The organism is Arthrobacter hankyongi, from assembly GCF_022012395.1.
GTDB classification, from domain to species: Bacteria; Actinomycetota; Actinomycetes; order Actinomycetales; family Micrococcaceae; genus Crystallibacter; species Crystallibacter hankyongi.
This window is the reverse complement of sequence record NZ_JAKLTQ010000009.1, coordinates 75,494-91,188: the sequence shown is the minus strand read 5'-3', so window position 1 is coordinate 91,188 and position 15,695 is coordinate 75,494. Positions and strand designations below refer to the sequence as shown.

Annotated in this window: 17 protein-coding genes and 1 pseudogene; 15 read left to right on the top strand and 3 right to left on the bottom strand. The window is 69.9% G+C overall.

The genetic code is table 11. The features are described 5' to 3' along the window. Positions 1-195: 195 nt before the first annotated feature. The 3 genes and pseudogenes from LVY72_RS13380 to LVY72_RS13370 form a co-directional block, all read left to right on the top strand. Entirely contained in the window at positions 196-2,514 is a 2,319-nt protein-coding gene (locus LVY72_RS13380) for an aminotransferase class III-fold pyridoxal phosphate-dependent enzyme (protein WP_237821645.1), read from the top strand. Continuing rightward, positions 2,511-3,179, top strand: a complete 669-nt coding sequence (locus tag LVY72_RS13375) for a TetR/AcrR family transcriptional regulator (RefSeq protein ID WP_237821643.1) — start codon at positions 2,511-2,513, stop codon at positions 3,177-3,179. The genes LVY72_RS13380 and LVY72_RS13375 overlap by 4 nt, the downstream gene beginning before the upstream one ends. A 4-nt stretch (positions 3,180-3,183) precedes the next feature. Beyond that, positions 3,184-3,402: pseudogene (locus LVY72_RS13370) on the top strand (2Fe-2S iron-sulfur cluster-binding protein); the annotation flags it as partial. A 102-nt stretch (positions 3,403-3,504) separates the two neighbouring features. On the opposite strand, the gene LVY72_RS13365 reads toward LVY72_RS13370, so the two are convergent. Beyond that, positions 3,505-4,581, bottom strand: a complete 1,077-nt coding sequence (locus LVY72_RS13365) for a HoxN/HupN/NixA family nickel/cobalt transporter (protein ID WP_237821641.1) — start codon at positions 4,579-4,581, stop codon at positions 3,505-3,507. Between the two features lie 160 nt (positions 4,582-4,741). Here LVY72_RS13365 and LVY72_RS13360 point away from each other — a divergent pair, with 160 nt between their 5' ends. The 12 genes from LVY72_RS13360 to LVY72_RS13310 are packed head-to-tail and all read left to right on the top strand — an operon-like array spanning position 4,742 to position 14,080. Beyond that, entirely contained in the window at positions 4,742-5,071 is a 330-nt protein-coding gene (locus LVY72_RS13360; protein ID WP_237821638.1) for a hydrogenase maturation nickel metallochaperone HypA/HybF, read from the top strand. Positions 5,072-5,074: 3 nt separating this feature from the next. Next, positions 5,075-5,944, top strand: a complete 870-nt coding sequence (gene hypB, locus LVY72_RS13355) for a hydrogenase nickel incorporation protein HypB (RefSeq protein ID WP_237821636.1) — start codon at positions 5,075-5,077, stop codon at positions 5,942-5,944. 39 nt (positions 5,945-5,983) lie between these two features. Next, positions 5,984-7,042 carry an NADH-quinone oxidoreductase subunit B family protein gene (locus LVY72_RS13350; protein ID WP_237821634.1) on the top strand — a complete coding sequence of 353 codons (1,059 nt, stop codon included), beginning with the start codon at positions 5,984-5,986 and terminating at the stop codon, positions 7,040-7,042. 28 nt (positions 7,043-7,070) lie between these two features. Further along, positions 7,071-8,864, top strand: coding sequence for a nickel-dependent hydrogenase large subunit (locus LVY72_RS13345; protein ID WP_237821633.1), 1,794 nt, complete (start codon positions 7,071-7,073; stop codon positions 8,862-8,864). Positions 8,865-8,867: 3 nt separating this feature from the next. Then, positions 8,868-9,833 (top strand): NifU-related iron-sulfur-binding protein, encoded by a 966-nt coding sequence (locus tag LVY72_RS13340; protein WP_237821631.1) that lies wholly within the window; start codon positions 8,868-8,870, stop codon positions 9,831-9,833. Positions 9,834-9,849: 16 nt separating this feature from the next. Next, positions 9,850-10,545, top strand: a complete 696-nt coding sequence (locus LVY72_RS13335; RefSeq protein ID WP_237821629.1) for a DUF5947 family protein — start codon at positions 9,850-9,852, stop codon at positions 10,543-10,545. Further along, positions 10,542-11,213 (top strand): DUF6084 family protein, encoded by a 672-nt coding sequence (locus tag LVY72_RS13330; protein WP_237821626.1) that lies wholly within the window; start codon positions 10,542-10,544, stop codon positions 11,211-11,213. The genes LVY72_RS13335 and LVY72_RS13330 overlap by 4 nt, the downstream gene beginning before the upstream one ends. Then, on the top strand, positions 11,210-12,631 hold the full coding sequence (locus tag LVY72_RS13325) for a hypothetical protein (RefSeq protein ID WP_237821624.1): 1,422 nt from the start codon (positions 11,210-11,212) through the stop codon (positions 12,629-12,631). The genes LVY72_RS13330 and LVY72_RS13325 overlap by 4 nt, the downstream gene beginning before the upstream one ends. Continuing rightward, a complete protein-coding gene (locus LVY72_RS24905) occupies positions 12,628-12,747 on the top strand; it encodes a DUF6893 family small protein (RefSeq protein WP_372463709.1) in 120 nt (39 codons plus the stop codon). Before LVY72_RS13325 ends, LVY72_RS24905 begins: the two co-directional genes overlap by 4 nt. Before the next feature lie 5 nt (positions 12,748-12,752). After that, a complete protein-coding gene (locus LVY72_RS13320; protein WP_237821622.1) occupies positions 12,753-13,301 on the top strand; it encodes a hydrogenase maturation protease in 549 nt (182 codons plus the stop codon). Positions 13,302-13,314: 13 nt separating this feature from the next. Further along, positions 13,315-13,608: a HypC/HybG/HupF family hydrogenase formation chaperone gene (locus LVY72_RS13315; protein ID WP_237821619.1), complete on the top strand. Its 294-nt coding sequence runs from the start codon at positions 13,315-13,317 to the stop codon at positions 13,606-13,608. 10 nt (positions 13,609-13,618) lie between these two features. Next, on the top strand, positions 13,619-14,080 hold the full coding sequence (locus tag LVY72_RS13310) for a hypothetical protein (protein WP_237821617.1): 462 nt from the start codon (positions 13,619-13,621) through the stop codon (positions 14,078-14,080). Between the two features lie 77 nt (positions 14,081-14,157). Here LVY72_RS13310 and LVY72_RS13305 read toward each other — a convergent pair whose 3' ends face one another. Then, positions 14,158-14,403, bottom strand: coding sequence for a hypothetical protein (locus LVY72_RS13305; RefSeq protein WP_237821615.1), 246 nt, complete (start codon positions 14,401-14,403; stop codon positions 14,158-14,160). A gap of 444 nt (positions 14,404-14,847) precedes the next feature. After that, a complete protein-coding gene (locus LVY72_RS13300; RefSeq protein ID WP_237821613.1) occupies positions 14,848-15,630 on the bottom strand; it encodes a DUF6390 family protein in 783 nt (260 codons plus the stop codon). Between the last annotated feature and the right edge of the window lie 65 nt (positions 15,631-15,695).

Genomic DNA, 15,695 nt, shown 5'->3' with positions numbered 1-15,695 from the left:
AAAGTGCTCGGCCCCGGCCTTCGCGGACCGGTGCAGCGAATGTACTCACGCAGGTGCGCCGCATGGAATAGCCGTCTGATTTCCAGACTCTGAGTATGGTTACCGTACTGGTATTCCAGATGCCTGCATCGGAGTGTAAGGATGTTTCCCAGACCTGCAGTCCATAAACGTGGCCGGATGGAAGGAACCAGCACGATGTCAAACCTCTCCCGAGAGGATGCCCTCGCACTTGCGCGGCGCGCCCTTGATTCGTTCGGAATCTCCGCAAGTGCGGACATCGAGTTCGTCAAGCACCGCGAGAACGTCGTCTTCCGGGTCTCGGACGCCGGCGGCTCCTACGCGCTGCGCATTCACCGCCTTGGGCACCGCAGCGATGCCGAGGTGCATACGGAGAACGCCTACATGGCCGCCTTGGGCACAGCCGGCCTGCCGGTCCCCGAAGTTGTGCCGTCCCTTGATGGCAGGCTCTTCGCGGTGGTCCCCGACGAGCAGGGCCGCGGGCACCACGTGGACGTCCAGCGGTGGGTCGAGGACTCGGTTCCGCTCGGCGACGCGGCAGAAGCCTGGGCGGGGAAGGACGGCCTGAGCGCAGAGGCATTCGAGCAGCTCGGCGAACTCTGCGGCCGGCTCCACACAACCGTCCGCGACCTCGGCCGGATTCCGGGCTACTCGCGGCAGGCCTGGGACGCTGATGGCCTGGCAGGGCAGGATCCGCTATGGGGCGATCCGCGCCGGCTGGCCGAGACGGAAAAGGACCGTGCGACCATCGCAGAAGCCCTCGCCGGCATCCGCCGGACCCTCAAGGATCTCGGCACCGGCCCGGACGTCTACGGCGTCATCCACGCCGACTTCACCCCCGAGAACGTCCTCACCTCGCAAGGACGCCTCACGCTCATCGACTTCGACGACTTCGGGGAAGGCTGGTGGCTCTTCGACCTGGCCACCGTCCTGTTCTGGTACCACCGCCATCCCCGCGCCAACGAGTACCGCGAGGCGCTGCTGCAGGGCTACGAGCGGCATGCCAAGATCCCGGAAGGTGCCGCCGAAGCGCTGAACGCATTGGTACTGGCCCGGGGTCTTACCTACCTGGGATGGGCAGCCGACCGGCCCGGGGACGAGACGAGCGCCTTCCTGCGCGCCGAGGTCCTGCCGGTCGTCCTGGACCTGTGCCGCGGATTCATTGGGCCGGCCCCCAGCGCGGCTCCAGCCCCCCTTCCCGACCGCGACCGACAGCTGCTGGCGAGGCGGGCCAAGACCATCGGCCCCTACTCGCCGCTGTTCTACGACCGCCCACGGCACTTCGTATCGGGCGACGGCGTGTGGCTCACCGATGCGGACGGCCAGCGCTACCTCGACGCCTACAACAACGTGCCGCATGTCGGGCATGCCAACCCCCGCGTCGCGGATGCCGTATGCGCCCAACTGAACACCTACAACGTCCACACGCGCTACCTTAGCGAGCCTGTCGTCGACTACGCCGAACAACTGCTGGCCACCTTCGACGCTCCCCTCGACCGGGTTTACTTCACCAACAGCGGATCCGAGGCCAATGAACTGGCGCTGCGCATTGCCCGGCACCGGACCGGCCGCAGCGGCGTGATCGTGACCGACCACAGCTACCACGGCAACACGATTGCCCTGGCCTCCCTGACGACCGGACTAACCGTCTCCGAACCCTTCGGCCAGCACGTGCGCACCATCAACATCCCCGACCTTGACGATCCCCGACGGGCCGACCCCGGAGAACAGCTCGCCGCCGCGTTCGCCGAGATCGACCAGGCCATCGCCTCGCTCGAGAAGGACGGGCACGGCCTCGCTGCGCTGCTCATCGAGCCGGCCTTCTCCACCGAGGGCCTCCCGCGCCTGCCGGAGGGATACCTGCCGGGACTCGTCGAACGCATCCGCGCGGCCGGCGGCCTCGTCATCGCCGACGAGGTGCAGGCCGGCCTCGGCCGCCTCGGCGACGTCTGGTGGGGCCACCAGGCCACCGGCATCAGCCCGGACATGGTCACCCTCGGCAAACCGCTGGGCAACGGATACCCGCTCGGCGGGGTGGTGACGACCCAGGCGGTCCTCGAGGACTTCAGCAGCGCGAACATGTACTTCAACACGTTCGCCGGCACCCCCGCCGCCGCCGCGGCGGGCAAAGCCGTGCTGGACGAACTCAAGGACCGGGACCTCCTCGCCCGCACGGGCGGACTCGGACGCCACGTGGCCGGACGCCTCCGGGAGCTCGCCGCCCGCCAGCCCCGCGTGGCTGCGGCCAAGGGGCGCGGGCTGTTCTTCGGGCTGGCCCTCGTCGACGAAGACGGCAACCCCGACAGCCCGCTGGCCAAGCGGCTCGTTGAAGCGCTCGTGCGCGAACGGATCCTCATCAGCCGCATCGGCCCCAACGACAACGTCCTGAAGATCCGCCCGCCCCTCGTGATCGAGCGGGACGAGCTCGATCACGTCATCGACACTCTCGACTCGGCGCTCGCCGCCGAGACCCGCACCGTGGGAACACACCAATGACCGTCACTCCTGCATCCCCGGACCAGATCCGCCGCCCGCCCGCCCAGGAGCCGGGCACCGTGACCGAACCGTCCGCCCCTGCTGCCTCCCTCCGCGTCCGCCAGCGGCTGCGCACCCGCGAGGACCTCATCCGGGCAGCGATCGAAGTCATTGCCGCCAATGGACTGGGTGCCGCCACGGTTGATCGGATCACGGGCCGCGCCGGCACATCGCGTGCAACGCTGTATGCCCACTTCCCCGGCGGCCGTGCAGACCTCCTGGCCGAGGCGTACCAGACCCTAGGCCGCGACCTCGTCGACGCCGCCTCAATCCTCGCCGCCCGCCAGGGAACCTGGATCGACCGGCTCTGCGCCTACCCGAGCGCGATGCTCGAACTGGCCGCCAAGCACGAACTCGGCCTCTTCTACAACGTTTCCGGCCCGCAGCTCGTCGGAATCAAACGCCGTGGCAGCGGATCGCAACAGACGCTCGATGCCATCATCGCCGAACTGCGCCACGCCCAGGAGGCCGGCGACGTGTCATCACGGCTGGACATCGAAGCGATCGCGGCACTCCTCGTCGGGGCAATCCGCGAGGCAGGAATCGATACCTCCCGCGATCCTTCCACGGCCCCACGCCGCCTTGCCGCGTTCCGCCAGTTGCTGGAGGCGTTGTCTCATCAGTAACTGAGTGCGCGAAGCCGACAACGGCATGAGCTTGATGGACGTGGCCGTCATCAACGGCGTAGATGGCATCCTCGGCGAATGCGGCGGCCAGGCCATCTGCGCCACCTGCCACGTCTCCGTGCGGCCCGCATACATGCACGCCCTGCCGCCGATCAGCGCCCACGAGGAGGAGATGCTCGACGCCGCCACGGCCGACCGCACCGGCCGCTCCCGGCTCGGCTGCCAGATCATCGTGGGCGCCGGCCTCGAGGAGATCGCCGTCGACATTCCCGAGGACCGTGTGGCGCCCTGGCCAGGCGCCGTCGTCCGCGGCGGGCTGGCGGCGTCAGCTGCCGGACTGCCGTTGCCCGGCCGCACTGAACTTCCAGTACGCCAGCGCCGCGGCCCAGATAAGCAGGAAGGCCGCCGCGACGATGAAGCCGAAGTTCTCCAGGTCCAGCCCGGCCACCCACGCCACCGGGCCCGTGGTGAGGTTCAGGCCCTCGGAGAGGGCACCGAACAGGACCACCGCTGCCACCAGGAAGGCGACGACGACGGAAACGGAGGTCACCACCAGGTTGTAATACAAGCGGCGCAGCGGATGGTCGAAGGCCCACTGGTAGGCGCGCTGCATCAGCAGCCCGTCCACCGTGTCGCAGGTGACCATGCCGGCGGCAAAGAGCAGCGGCAGCACCAGCACCACGTACCACGGCAGCGTCAGGGCGGCCCCGCCGGCAATGACGAACAGGCCGATGGTGGTGGCGGTGTCGAAGCCGAGGCCGAAGAGCAGCCCCACCGGATACATCTTGGCCGGACGGTCCACCATGCCCACCACCGGGGCGAGCAGCCGGTTGAGGATCCCGCGGCGGCGCAGGGTCTCCTCAAGCTCCTCCTGCAGGTAGGTCCCCTGCTGGTAGCCGGCCAGCAGCTTCCTGATGTTGTTCAGCGAGGCAAGGTTCGTCCCGCCCAGCAGCAGCAGGAAGAGCCCGCTGACCAAGGCGCCCCAGAGCCCGGCCGCGCGCAGGAAGGGCGACTGGTCGTCGGCAAGCTGGGCGGCGAGCAGGTTGAAGCCGCCGGCCAGCAGGCCCACGGCCACCAGCACCACGGTGGAGTGGCCCAGCGCGAACCAGAAGCCGACGCCCAGCGGCCGCGCCGGCCCGTGCTGTTCGACCAGCTTGCGCGTGGTGTTGTCGATGGCGGCGATATGGTCGGCGTCGAAGGCATGCCGGATGCCCAGCGTATAGGCCGCCAGCGCCACCCCAAGGCCGAAGGCATGCGTCCCGCCGAGCCGGTAGTTTCCCGGCAGCACGGCCAGCACGAACAGGCCCCAGCCCAGCACGTGGAGCGCGACGATGACCAGGAGCATCAGCATCAGGCTGCGCCGCTGGTGCCTCGTCCGCAGGCCGGACGGGGAATCAGCCATGGCCGTGCCTCCTTGGAAGTTGGCGTCGCCGTTGATGCTGAACATCCTAGGTCCGCCCCGGTCCGAGGGGAACAGTCGGCCGGTGCCCGATTTGTATTGTGGTTTGACGCGGGCGGGCCTACCGTATTAGGAAGCGTGTTGATTCGAGGTGCGGCGCCCGATGCACGAACTCTCCATCACCCAGAGCCTTCTCGACGCCGTCGTCGGCCGGACCGGCGAGCGCCAGGTGACCGGTGTGCGCCTGAAAGTCGGCCGCCTGTCCGGGGTATTGCCGGACGCGATGCGTTTTTGCTTTGAACTGGTCACGGACGGCACCCCGCTGGCCGGGGCCGAACTGCTGATCGACGAGCCCGAGGGCCGGGGCCGCTGCCGCGGCTGCGGACTGGACTTCACCCTGCCGGACCTGATCCCGCTGTGCCCGTGCGGCAGCGCCGACGTCGAAATTACCGGCGGGCGCGAGCTGGCGGTCACCTCAGTGGAAGTGGTGTGAGCTATGTGTTCAACGTGCGGATGCAGCGACGACGCCGGCGTCAGGATCACGGACGCAGCCGGCGTCCAGACAGGGGAACACGGGCACGCGCACGACCACGACCACCCGCACAGCCATCCGCATGAGCATCCTGGGCAAGACGGCCACGACGGCGGCGGCCACGAAACGATTGCGCTGGAAGAGCGCCTGCTGGCCAAGAACGAACTGCTCGCCGCCCGCAACCGCGGCTGGCTCGAGGGCCGCGGGATCCGGGCCTTCAACCTGATGAGTTCCCCGGGAGCCGGCAAGACCACGCTGCTGGAGCGGACCATCCGGGACCTCGGCGACGACCTGGACATCCAGGTCATCGAAGGGGACCAGGAAACATCCCTGGACGCGGACCGGATCCGGGCCGCGGGCCGCCCGGTCGTCCAGATCAACACCGGTGCCGGCTGCCACCTGGATGCGCAGATGCTCCGGCGGGGCCTGGACGCCCTCGACCCGGCGGCCGGCTCGACGCTGTTCATCGAAAACGTGGGCAACCTGGTATGCCCCGCCCTGTTCGACCTCGGCGAGACGGCCAAGGTCGTGATCATCTCGGTGACGGAAGGTGATGGCAAACCGCGCAAGTACCCCCATATGTTCATGGCCGCCGACCTGATCCTGATCAACAAGGCGGATCTGCTCCCTTACGTTAAGTTCGACGTCGAGGACTGCATCCGCCAGGCGCGGATGCTCAATCCGCACGTCGAGGTCCTGGTCGTCTCGGCTACCGCCGGCGACGGCCTGGACGGCTGGTACGGCTGGCTCACGGACACACCCGGCGCCCCGGCGGCAGGCACGGCCGGGCACCGGCCACACAACAGGCCGGAGGCACTGTCAGACGCCCGCTGACAGCGGTTCCGGGACGGCATGGCTCCCGAGGAGGCCCCAATGCCAACAGACATCGAACTTCAGGCCGAAGAGACCCTGATCCACGTCCTCTGGATCAACGCCGGGCTCAGCTGCGACGGCGATTCGGTCGCCCTGACCGCGGCAACCCAGCCCTCCGTCGAGGAAATCGCCCTCGGTGCCCTGCCGGGACTGCCCCGGATCGCCATGCACTGGCCGCTGATCGACTTCGAGTGCGGCCCGCAGGAAGGCGCCGACGATTTCCTGGAATGGTTCCGCAAGGCCGACCGCGGCGAACTCGAACCGTTTGTCCTGGTGGTCGAGGGATCGATCCCCAACGAAAAGCTGCACGACCCCGGCGGCTACTGGTGCGGTTTCGGCAACGACCTGGACACCGGGCAGCCGATCACCACCAGCGAATGGCTGGACCGTCTGGCGCCCAAGGCCACGGCCATCATCGCCGCCGGCACCTGCGCCACCTATGGCGGCATCCATGCCATGGCGGGCAACCCGACCGGCGCCATGGGCGTGCCGGACTACCTCGGCTATGGCTGGAAGTCCAAGGCCGGCATCCCGATCGTCTGCGTCCCCGGCTGCCCGATCCAGCCGGACAACCTGTCCGAAACCATGACCTACCTGCTCTACCAGGCCACCGGCCAGGCCCCGATGATTCCGCTGGACGAGGCGCTGCGGCCCACCTGGCTGTTCGGCCAGACGGTGCACGAAGGCTGCGATCGGGCCGGCTACTACGAGCAGGGCGACTTCGCCACCGAATACGGCTCGCCCAAGTGCATCGTGAAGCTGGGCTGCTGGGGTCCGGTGGTCAAATGCAACGTGCCCAAGCGCGGCTGGATGAACGGGATCGGCGGCTGCCCCAACGTCGGCGGGATCTGCATCGGCTGCACCATGCCGGGCTTCCCGGACAAGTTCATGCCGTTCATGGACGAACCGCCCGGCGGCAAGCTCTCCACCACCGCCATCCGGGCCTACGGTTCGTCGATCCGTGCCCTGCGCGAGATCACCGTCCACACCTTGGACCAGGAGCCGAAGTGGCGCCGGCCCGGCCGTGAGCTCCTCACCGGCGCCAGGCGCACCTGGTAACCCGCCGTACCTGCAGAGAGGCAAGCAGATGACCTCAACGATGCCGTCCCAGGAAAACCAGGGCAGCGCCCCCAACGACCTGGTGGAGATGGCGTGGGACCCCATCACCCGGATCGTCGGCAGTCTGGGCATCTATACCAAGATCGACTTCGCCAACCGGCAGGTCGTCGAATGCCGCAGCACCTCGTCGATCTTCCGCGGCTACTCGCTCTTCATGAAGGGCAAGGACCCGCGGGACGCCCATTTCATCACCAGCCGCATCTGCGGCATCTGCGGTGACAACCACGCGACCTGCTCGTGCTACGCCCAGAACATGGCCTACGGGGTGAAGCCGCCGCACCTGGGCGAATGGATCGTGAACCTGGGCGAAGCGGCGGAGTACATGTTCGACCACAACATCTTCCAGGAGAACCTGGTCGGCGTGGACTACTGCGAGAAAATGGTGTCCGAGACCAACCCGTCGGTGCTGGCCCGGGCCGAGAACACCCGTGCCCCGCACGAAGCGGAGCACGGCTACCGCACGATTGCCGACATCATGCGCTCGCTGAACCCGTTCACCGGCGAGTTCTACCGCGAGGCGCTGCAGGTCAGCCGGCTCACCCGGGAGATGTTCTGCCTGATGGAGGGACGCCATGTGCATCCGTCCACCCTCTATCCCGGCGGCGTGGGGACCGTGGCCACCATCCAGCTGATGACCGACTACCTCACCCGGCTGATGCGCTACGTGGAGTTCATGAAGAAGGTCGTGCCGATGCACGACGACCTGTTCGATTTCTTCTACGAGGCGCTGCCGGGGTACGAGCAGGTCGGGCTGCGGCGGACGCTGCTGGGCTGCTGGGGTTCCTTCCAGGACCCGGACTTCTGCAACTTCGACTACAAGGACATGACCGAGTGGGGCCGGAAAATGTTCGTCACCCCCGGCGTCGTCGTGGACGGCAAGCTGGTCACCACGGATTTGGTGCGGATCAACCTGGGCATCCGGATCCTGCTCGGTTCCTCCTACTACGAGGACTGGGCGGACCAGGAAATGTTCGTCACCACCGACCCGCTGGGCAACCCGGTGGACCGGCGCCACCCCTGGAACCAGCACACCAACCCGAAGCCGCAGAAACGCGACCTCGCGGACAAGTACAGCTGGGTCATGTCCCCCCGCTGGTTCGACGGCGAAAGCAACCTCGCGCTGGACACCGGCGGCGGCCCGCTGGCCCGGCTCTGGGCCACCGCGCTGGCCGGCCTGGTGGACATCGGCTACCTGAAGGCCACCGGGCACAGCGTGCAGATCAACCTGCCCAAGACGGCCCTGAAGGGCCCGGTCAGCTTCGAGTGGAAGATCCCGCAGTGGAGCAACACGCTTGAGCGCAACCGGGCGCGGACCTACTTCCAGGCTTACGCGGCAGCCGCCGCGCTACATTTCGCCGAACGGGCGCTGGAGGAGATCCGGGCCGGCCGGACCAAGACCTGGGAAACCTTCGAGGTGCCGGACGAGGCGGCCAGCTGCGGCTTCACCGAAGCCGTCCGCGGGGTCCTGTCCCACCATATGGTGATCCGCGACGGCAAGATCGCCAACTACCACCCGTACCCGCCGACCCCGTGGAATGCCAGCCCCACCGATTCCAACGGTGTCTCCGGTCCCTACGAAGATGCCGTCCAGGGACAGCCGATCTTTGAGGAGAATGACCGCGAGAACTTCAAGGGCATCGACATCATGCGCACGGTGCGCAGCTTCGATCCCTGCCTGCCCTGCGGCGTCCACATGTACCTGGGCAACGGCCGGACGCTGGAGAAGCTGCACTCCCCGACCCAGTCCCTGACCGGCGAGTAGCCCGTGCACGGCGAGGACCGGCTTGGCCCGGCCGGGGAGAGGATCAGCACCCTCCTCGATGCGCTCGGGGCAGGCGGGCCGGTGGCCCGCGAGCGCGCCGAGGAACTGGTGCGCCAGGTGACCGACCTCTATGGTGCCGGCCTGCAGCGGATCCTGGACATCCTCGACGGCAGCGGGGCCGCCGGCAGCGGGATCCGGCAGGCGCTGGTGGCCGATGACCTGGTCTCCGGGCTCCTGCTGATCCACGGCCTGCATCCGCAGGATGTGGAAACCCGGGTGGCCGCGGCGCTGGACAGCGTCCGGCCCTACCTGGGCTCGCATGGCGGCAATGTCGAATTGCTGGACATCAGCGCCGAAGGCGTGGTCCGGCTGCGGCTGCTGGGCACCTGCCACGGGTGCCCCTCCTCCCCGGTGACCCTCCGGCTCGCCGTGCAGGACGCGATCGAAGCCGCGGCCCCCGAGGTGACCGGCATCGAAGTGGTGGAGGAGGATGTGCCTGCCGCACAGGCGGTGATTCCGGTCGAGGCGCTGCTGGTCCGGGTCAACCAGCAAACCGGCGGCCCGGAAGGTAGGCCGCCCGGGCAGGCCGGGGGCGGCGTGCCGGCGCAGGCCGGCGCCGTCTGGGAACCGGTGCCCGAATTTGCCGGGCTGGAATCCGGGGAGGCTGCGGGGTTCCTGATCGGCAGCTACCCCCTGCTGGCCTGCCGGATCGGGCCGGATGTGTATGCCTACCGGGATTATTGCCCGCGCTGCACGCACTCCCTGGCCGGGGCCACGCTGCAGCGCGCACTGGCGGCACCGGCCGGCGGCGGGCTGCTGCGCTGCCCCACCTGCCGCAGCCACTTCGATGTGCGGCAGGCAGGCGTCTGCCTGGAGGACCGGAACATGCACCTGGACCCGCTGCCGCTGCTGGTCCGCGGCGGCGTGATGTCCGTGGCCGTTCCGGCCGCGGCGGGATCCCGAGGATAAGGAGGCAGCGGCGCGGATGAACCAGCCTCCAGGACAGACAGGCCACCCCGGCAGCATGCCGATCGCGCTGCTGCGCCGCATCGCGGCTGCCAAACCGGCAGCGGCCGCCGGTGAACGCTGCGAAATGTGCGGCACCGCCATCGCCGATCCGCACCAGCACGTCGTGGACCTGCAAAGCCGGGCCATCCTGTGCACCTGCCGGCCGTGCTACCTGCTGTTCACCGACAGCACCGCGCAGCTGCGCTACCGGTCCGTGCCGGAGCGCTATCTGTCCTTCCCCGACTTCGAACTGGGACCGGGACAGTGGGATGAGCTGGAGATTCCGGTAGGCCTGGCGTTCTTCTTCCGCAGTTCCACGCTCAACCGCAGCGTGGCCTTCTACCCGGGACCCGCCGGGGCGACGGAATCCGAACTGCCGCTGGCCGCCTGGGACGCCGTGCTGGCCCGCAACCCCGGGCTGTCCCTGGCCGCGGACGACACCGAAGCCCTGCTTATCCGGGGCCCGGGCCCCGGTCTTCCGCAGGCCCTGTGCTACCTGGTGCCGGTGGACGCGTGCTACGAACTGGTGGGGCAGCTGCGGCGCGTCTGGCACGGGTTCGACGGCGGCGGCCAAGCGCGCACGGCACTGGCCGCGTTCTTCGAGCAGATCGGCAGCCGCAGCAGGCCGGTTTCGGCACGCCGCGGCGAGTCGGCCGAAGGGACGGTCCGATGACGGAACTGGCCTTCAGCGTCCTGGACATCCAGCCCGAGCCCTACGCGGCGGCACCGCAGCTGACCGCCCGGCTGCGGATCACCGAGTCCACCGGCACCGCGGTCCATGCCATCGCCCTGCGCTGCCAGGTCCGCATCCTGCCGCAGCGCCGCGGCTATGCGCCGGCGGAGGAAGACGGGCTGCTGGACCTTTTCGGCGGGCGCCGCCGCTGGCCCGAGACGCTCAAGTCCTTCCTCTGGCTCCAATGCAGCACCATGGTGCAGGGCTTCAGCTCGGCCACCGAGACGGACCTGCCGCTGCCCTGCACCTTCGACTTCGACGTGGCCGCCGCCAAGTATCTCAATGCGCTCCGGGACGGCGCCATCCCGCTGGAACTGCTGTTCTCCGGCACCGTGTTCACCCGGGGCCGGCAGGGATTCGGCGTCGAACAGGTGCCGTGGAACCTGGCCGCGTCCTACCAGCTCCCGGTGGCCGTCTGGCGCCGGCTGATGGACCTAACCTTCCCCAACGCCGGCTGGCTCCGGCTGGACCGGGAGGTACTGGCCGCCCTGGCCCGCTACAGGTCGGTCCGCGGCCACACCTCCTGGGAGGCCGCCGTCGAAGAATTGCTGCAGGCCGCAGCCGCGGCCCCCACCGGAACCGCCCCGGCCGGCGGGATCCAGCCGTGAAGACGAACCTGCTGCTCGCCCGGGCCGTCGCGGACGCGGTCCTCTACGAGGGGTACCTGCTCTACCCCTACCGGGCCTCGGCAGTGAAGAACCAGGCCCGCTGGCAGTTCGGCATCCTCGGCCCGCCCGGGGCGGCCGCAGCCGGCACCGGGGAGGACGCCCGGATGTCCGCCGACTGCCTGCTCGCGGCCGGCCCCGGGGCCGGCGTGGAAGTGCACCTGCGCTTCCTGCAGCTGCAGACACGGACCGTGGAACAGGCCCGCGGCGGCGGCTTCGAGCCGGTCGATGAGCTCACGGTCGGTCCCTCGCACTGGCTGAGCTGGGACGAGGCCGTCGAGCAGGAGATCGTGCTGGGTCCGTTTCCGCTGGCGGACCTGCAGGATCCGGAACGGCAGGGGCTGAGTGTGCCGGTGGCGGTTCCCGGCGGCAGGGACACCGAACTTTTGGCCGGTCCCGGCGGGACGGTGGCCGGACGGCTGGTGCGCCGGCGCCGGGCCCTCTCCGGTGAAGTCCGGCTGCATGCCACCGCCGCCGGTACGGGCCCGGCCGGACCGCTGCTGCGGCTGCGGGTCGCCGCCACGAATACCGGCGCGGCCACCGCCGGCGGGCGGACGGACGCCATCGCCGCCTCGTTCATCGGCACCCATCTGCTGCTCGGCCTCCGGGACGGGGACTTCCTGTCCCTGCTGGAGCCGCCGGAGGCGGCCGCGGAGGTCGCCCGCGCCTGCGCCCAGCACCGCTGCTGGCCGGTGCTGGCCGGCCCGGAGGGCCAAAGCGACGTCCTGCTGGTCTCGCCCATCATCCTCTATGACCACCCCGCCGTCGCCCCGGAAAGTCCGGTGGCCCTCTACGACGCCACGGAGATCGACGAAATCCTCACCCTGCGGGTCCTGACCCTGACCGACGAGGAGAAGGCCGAGGCCCGGGCCACGGATCCGCGCGCCGCGGCGGTGATCGAGCGGTGCGAGGCCTTGTCAGCCGAGGAACTGCAGCAGCTGCACGGCGTGCTGCGCGACCCGCGGGCCGGGTCCGGTGCCGGACCGGACCCCGGCGGCGGCAGGCCGTGGTGGCATCCGGAGGCGGATGCCAGCGTGCGGCCGGATACCGACGCCGTCGTCATCGACGGTGTGCCGGTGTCGCGCGGCAGCCGGGTCCGGGTCCATCCCCGGCGGCGCGCCGACGCCCAGGACCTGTTCTTCGCCGGGCAAACGGCCCGGGTCACCAGCGTGCATTTCGACGTCGACGGCAGCACCCACGTGGGGCTGGTGCTCGAACGGGATCCCGCGGCGGACCTGCACGAAGGCTACGGCCGGTCGTTCTACTACGCCCCCGAGGAACTGGAACCGCTGGACCGTCCGCAGTCCGGCGCGCAGGACAGTGCCGGATCCGCTACCGGGCAGGGAAAGGACACATCATGAAAGTCGTCGGAACCATCACCACCGCGGTGCTCATCGCCGCCGGCCTGGCCGCCGTCTACATCGGGCTCCGCTCGCTGCCGGACATCCAGCGCTACCTCAAGATCCGGAGCATGTAGGGGCCATGGCCCGACGCCGCACGTCCCTGGCCGGTGCCGGCCCGGTGGCCGGCCGCGTCCCGCCGGCCGCCCGTATCCTGGTCGCCGGCGTGGGCAACATGTTCCTGCGCGACGACGGTTTCGGCCCGGAGGTGGCGCGCCGGCTGGCCGCCGACCCTGCCGGGGTGCCTGCCGGAGGTGCCGCGGTCCGCGTGGTGGACTACGGCATCCGGGGGATGCATCTGGCCTACGACCTGCTCAAGCCGGTGGATGTCCTGCTGCTGGTGGACACCGTGCCGGCCGAGGGCGCCGCGCCGGGCAGCCTCCGGGTCCTGCAGGTGCGCCGTGGCGACCTGGACCCGGCCGCCGCGCTGGACCCGCACGGCATGGACCCGGCGGCGGTCCTGGGCCGGCTGCGGTCACTCGGCGGGAACCTGCCCCGCACCTACGTCGTCGGCTGCGTGCCGGCCGACCTGGCCGAAGGAATCGGCCTGTCCGACCCGGTCGCGGCGGCCGTTCCGCAGGCCATGCAGACCGTCAAACAGCTGCTGGCCGGGCAGGTACCGGCCGGATGAAGGAGGCAGGGCCATGTGCCTGGGGATTCCCGGCCAGGTGATCGGCCTGGTCGACGGCTACGGCGGCCAGCTCGCGCTGGTGGATGTTGCCGGCGTGCACCGCAGGATCAACATCGGCCTGCTCGACGACGGTCCGCCGGAGCCCGGCAGCTGGGTCCTAATCCATATGGGATTCGCCCTGGAGCGCGTGGATGCCGCCGGCGCCGGGCAGGCCATGGACGGCCTGGAACTGATGGGGCGGCCACGGGACCCGGACCGTGGGCCGGACCAGAGCCGGCCCGACCACCACCAAGTCAACGACCAGTAAGGAGGGCGCCATGTCTCCGGCAGATGCGTCCAAACCGACCGACCCGTCAAACGCGCCGAAGGGCGACCGGCTGGGCAGCGATTACAACAAGGGCACCAATCCCGGACCTGGTGGCGAGACGGACACGGCGGGCAGCGCCGTCCCGCCTTACGAGGGCCGGACCACCGGCCGGGATGAGCCGGCCGAGGGCACCTCACGTGCCTGGGGCAGTGAGCCGCCGGCCGGGGAACCGGCCCAGCCCGGATCCGGCGAAACACCGGCCGACGCGGAAGCGCCGCCTGCGGGAGTGGGTGAGAGCACCACGCGGCGCGGGGAAGACGTGATCAAGCAGGAGGGTAAGGAGGCAGGGCGTGAGGACACCGGAACCCACGAAGCCCCGTCCGACCGGCCCACCGGAACCTCGGAACCCCGGGATGCCACCGCGCTCAAGCCTCCGGAGGACAACGGCGAAGCCGCACCCCAGGCACCCTAGGGTGTGTTTGGTCCCAATGCGGTGGGAGGCCGTCGCGTGGTGCGGCGGGCGGCCGCAGCCCGGCGCCGCCCCGTTTTTCAGCGCTGCCGGCGGCCGGGAGCAGCAGCGCGGGCGAGGGCGATGATGCAGGCCACGCCGGCGAGGACGGCGTAGCCGATGGTGATGGTCAGGAGGCTGACGCTGCGGCTGAGCTGGCCGGAGGTCAGTGCCGGCAGGACCGAACCGGCATAGGAGATGGCGTAGAGCAGCGCGAGCAGGCCGGCGCTGCCGGTCGCGATGGCCGTGACGAGCCCGGCGCACCGCAGGACAACGGCGCTCCTCAATTGGCGGGCTGGGGTGCGGGCACACCAGATGGCTGCGCCGGCGTACGGTATCCTTCGCCGTCGAGCGGGATGGACAGGTGGACCCGGAAGCCGCCGTCGTGGGCGCCTGCCTCGAATGAGCCGCCGGCGAGGCCGGCCCGTTCGGCCCGAGGAGGCCGATCCCGGTGCCCCCCGGTCCGGCTTTCCCCCGGGCCGGGGGCGCCGGGATCGATCAGCCAGAGGTCGACGGTCCTGGTCCCCCAACGGAGTTCGACGTCGACGTGGGCGCCGGGGACGTGCTTGCGGATGTTCGAGAGGGCTTCCTGTACCGTCCGAGGGCCAGCGAAGCAGCCGGGGCAGCGGAACCGGCTGCCCCTCCGTCCGGCACGAGGCCGTGCTGGTTAGGCGGTGCTGTTCAAGCACCATGAAAACGGAGCCGCCGTCGCGGGGGTCTGGGCGGGCGGCTCACTTTTCGAGGGCGATGGCGGTGCCGCGGTGCTCGACGCCGGTATTGGCGATCTTCAGGTGCCTGGCGGTGAAGTGCTGCAGCTGCCGCAGCTGGTAGGGGGCGAGCCGGTCGCACACCCAGTCCCAGTGCAGCGACACCACGTCCCCCACCGACAGGTCCGCCACGAAACCGGTCCCATCCACCGCATACCGGGCCGTCTCCACCACGGCCGGCCCCAGCGACAGCGCGCTGCCGTCCCAGGCCAGCGGGCGGGAGCGCACCACGGCCTCGTCGCCGGCGAGCGCCAGCACCTCGCCCCAGCGGATCCGGCAGCGGTCCAGCACGTTCAGCGCCGTGGCATGCCGGCGGTCGTCGCCGAGCAGGCCCGTCCACGGGTAGATCTCGAACACGTGGAAACTGTGGTGGGGCACTCCCCCGGCCAGCACGCCCTCGATCAGGTGCGGAAACTGCCAGCCGGTGCGGGCCCGGAACCGCTCCTCCATGGAATCGCCGAGGTGGCGCACCCCCACCGCGTCGAGCAGGGCATTGCCGACCCAGTACGCCTCGACCACCCGGTGGTCCAGCGGATCCGGGATCCCGGTGGAGCCGGCGATGAGCTCCAGGTACGGCCAGGCGCCGGCGAAGCCCTTGGCCAGCTCGCGCAGCCCCGGGTCGGTGACGCCGGACTGCCCGTAGTGCAGCAGCGCGTCGCTGTCCGGCGGCCCGCAGCTGCCGCGGGCATTGGGCGGATAGGCGTAGCGGACAAACAACTGGGCGCCGTTGGCAGCGTCGGAAACCATGGCCGGCCTCGTTCCGCGGGGAATTTTGTCCCGACCATAGCACCGCGCCCCCAGGCCGACAAGGA

Excerpts from the sequence above, each read along its gene's own strand:
- LVY72_RS13380 (WP_237821645.1), top strand. The coding sequence starts at position 196 with ATGTCAAACCTCTCCCGAGAGGATGCCCTCGCACTTGCGCGGCGCGCC.
- LVY72_RS13375 (WP_237821643.1), top strand. The coding sequence starts at position 2,511 with ATGACCGTCACTCCTGCATCCCCGGACCAGATCCGCCGCCCGCCCGCC.
- LVY72_RS13365 (WP_237821641.1), bottom strand. The coding sequence starts at position 4,581 with ATGGCTGATTCCCCGTCCGGCCTGCGGACGAGGCACCAGCGGCGCAGC.
- LVY72_RS13360 (WP_237821638.1), top strand. The coding sequence starts at position 4,742 with ATGCACGAACTCTCCATCACCCAGAGCCTTCTCGACGCCGTCGTCGGC.
- hypB (WP_237821636.1), top strand. The coding sequence starts at position 5,075 with ATGTGTTCAACGTGCGGATGCAGCGACGACGCCGGCGTCAGGATCACG.
- LVY72_RS13350 (WP_237821634.1), top strand. The coding sequence starts at position 5,984 with ATGCCAACAGACATCGAACTTCAGGCCGAAGAGACCCTGATCCACGTC.
- LVY72_RS13345 (WP_237821633.1), top strand. The coding sequence starts at position 7,071 with ATGACCTCAACGATGCCGTCCCAGGAAAACCAGGGCAGCGCCCCCAAC.
- LVY72_RS13335 (WP_237821629.1), top strand. The coding sequence starts at position 9,850 with ATGAACCAGCCTCCAGGACAGACAGGCCACCCCGGCAGCATGCCGATC.
- LVY72_RS13330 (WP_237821626.1), top strand. The coding sequence starts at position 10,542 with ATGACGGAACTGGCCTTCAGCGTCCTGGACATCCAGCCCGAGCCCTAC.
- LVY72_RS24905 (WP_372463709.1), top strand. The coding sequence starts at position 12,628 with ATGAAAGTCGTCGGAACCATCACCACCGCGGTGCTCATCGCCGCCGGC.
- LVY72_RS13320 (WP_237821622.1), top strand. The coding sequence starts at position 12,753 with ATGGCCCGACGCCGCACGTCCCTGGCCGGTGCCGGCCCGGTGGCCGGC.
- LVY72_RS13315 (WP_237821619.1), top strand. The coding sequence starts at position 13,315 with ATGTGCCTGGGGATTCCCGGCCAGGTGATCGGCCTGGTCGACGGCTAC.
- LVY72_RS13310 (WP_237821617.1), top strand. The coding sequence starts at position 13,619 with ATGTCTCCGGCAGATGCGTCCAAACCGACCGACCCGTCAAACGCGCCG.
- LVY72_RS13300 (WP_237821613.1), bottom strand. The coding sequence starts at position 15,630 with ATGGTTTCCGACGCTGCCAACGGCGCCCAGTTGTTTGTCCGCTACGCC.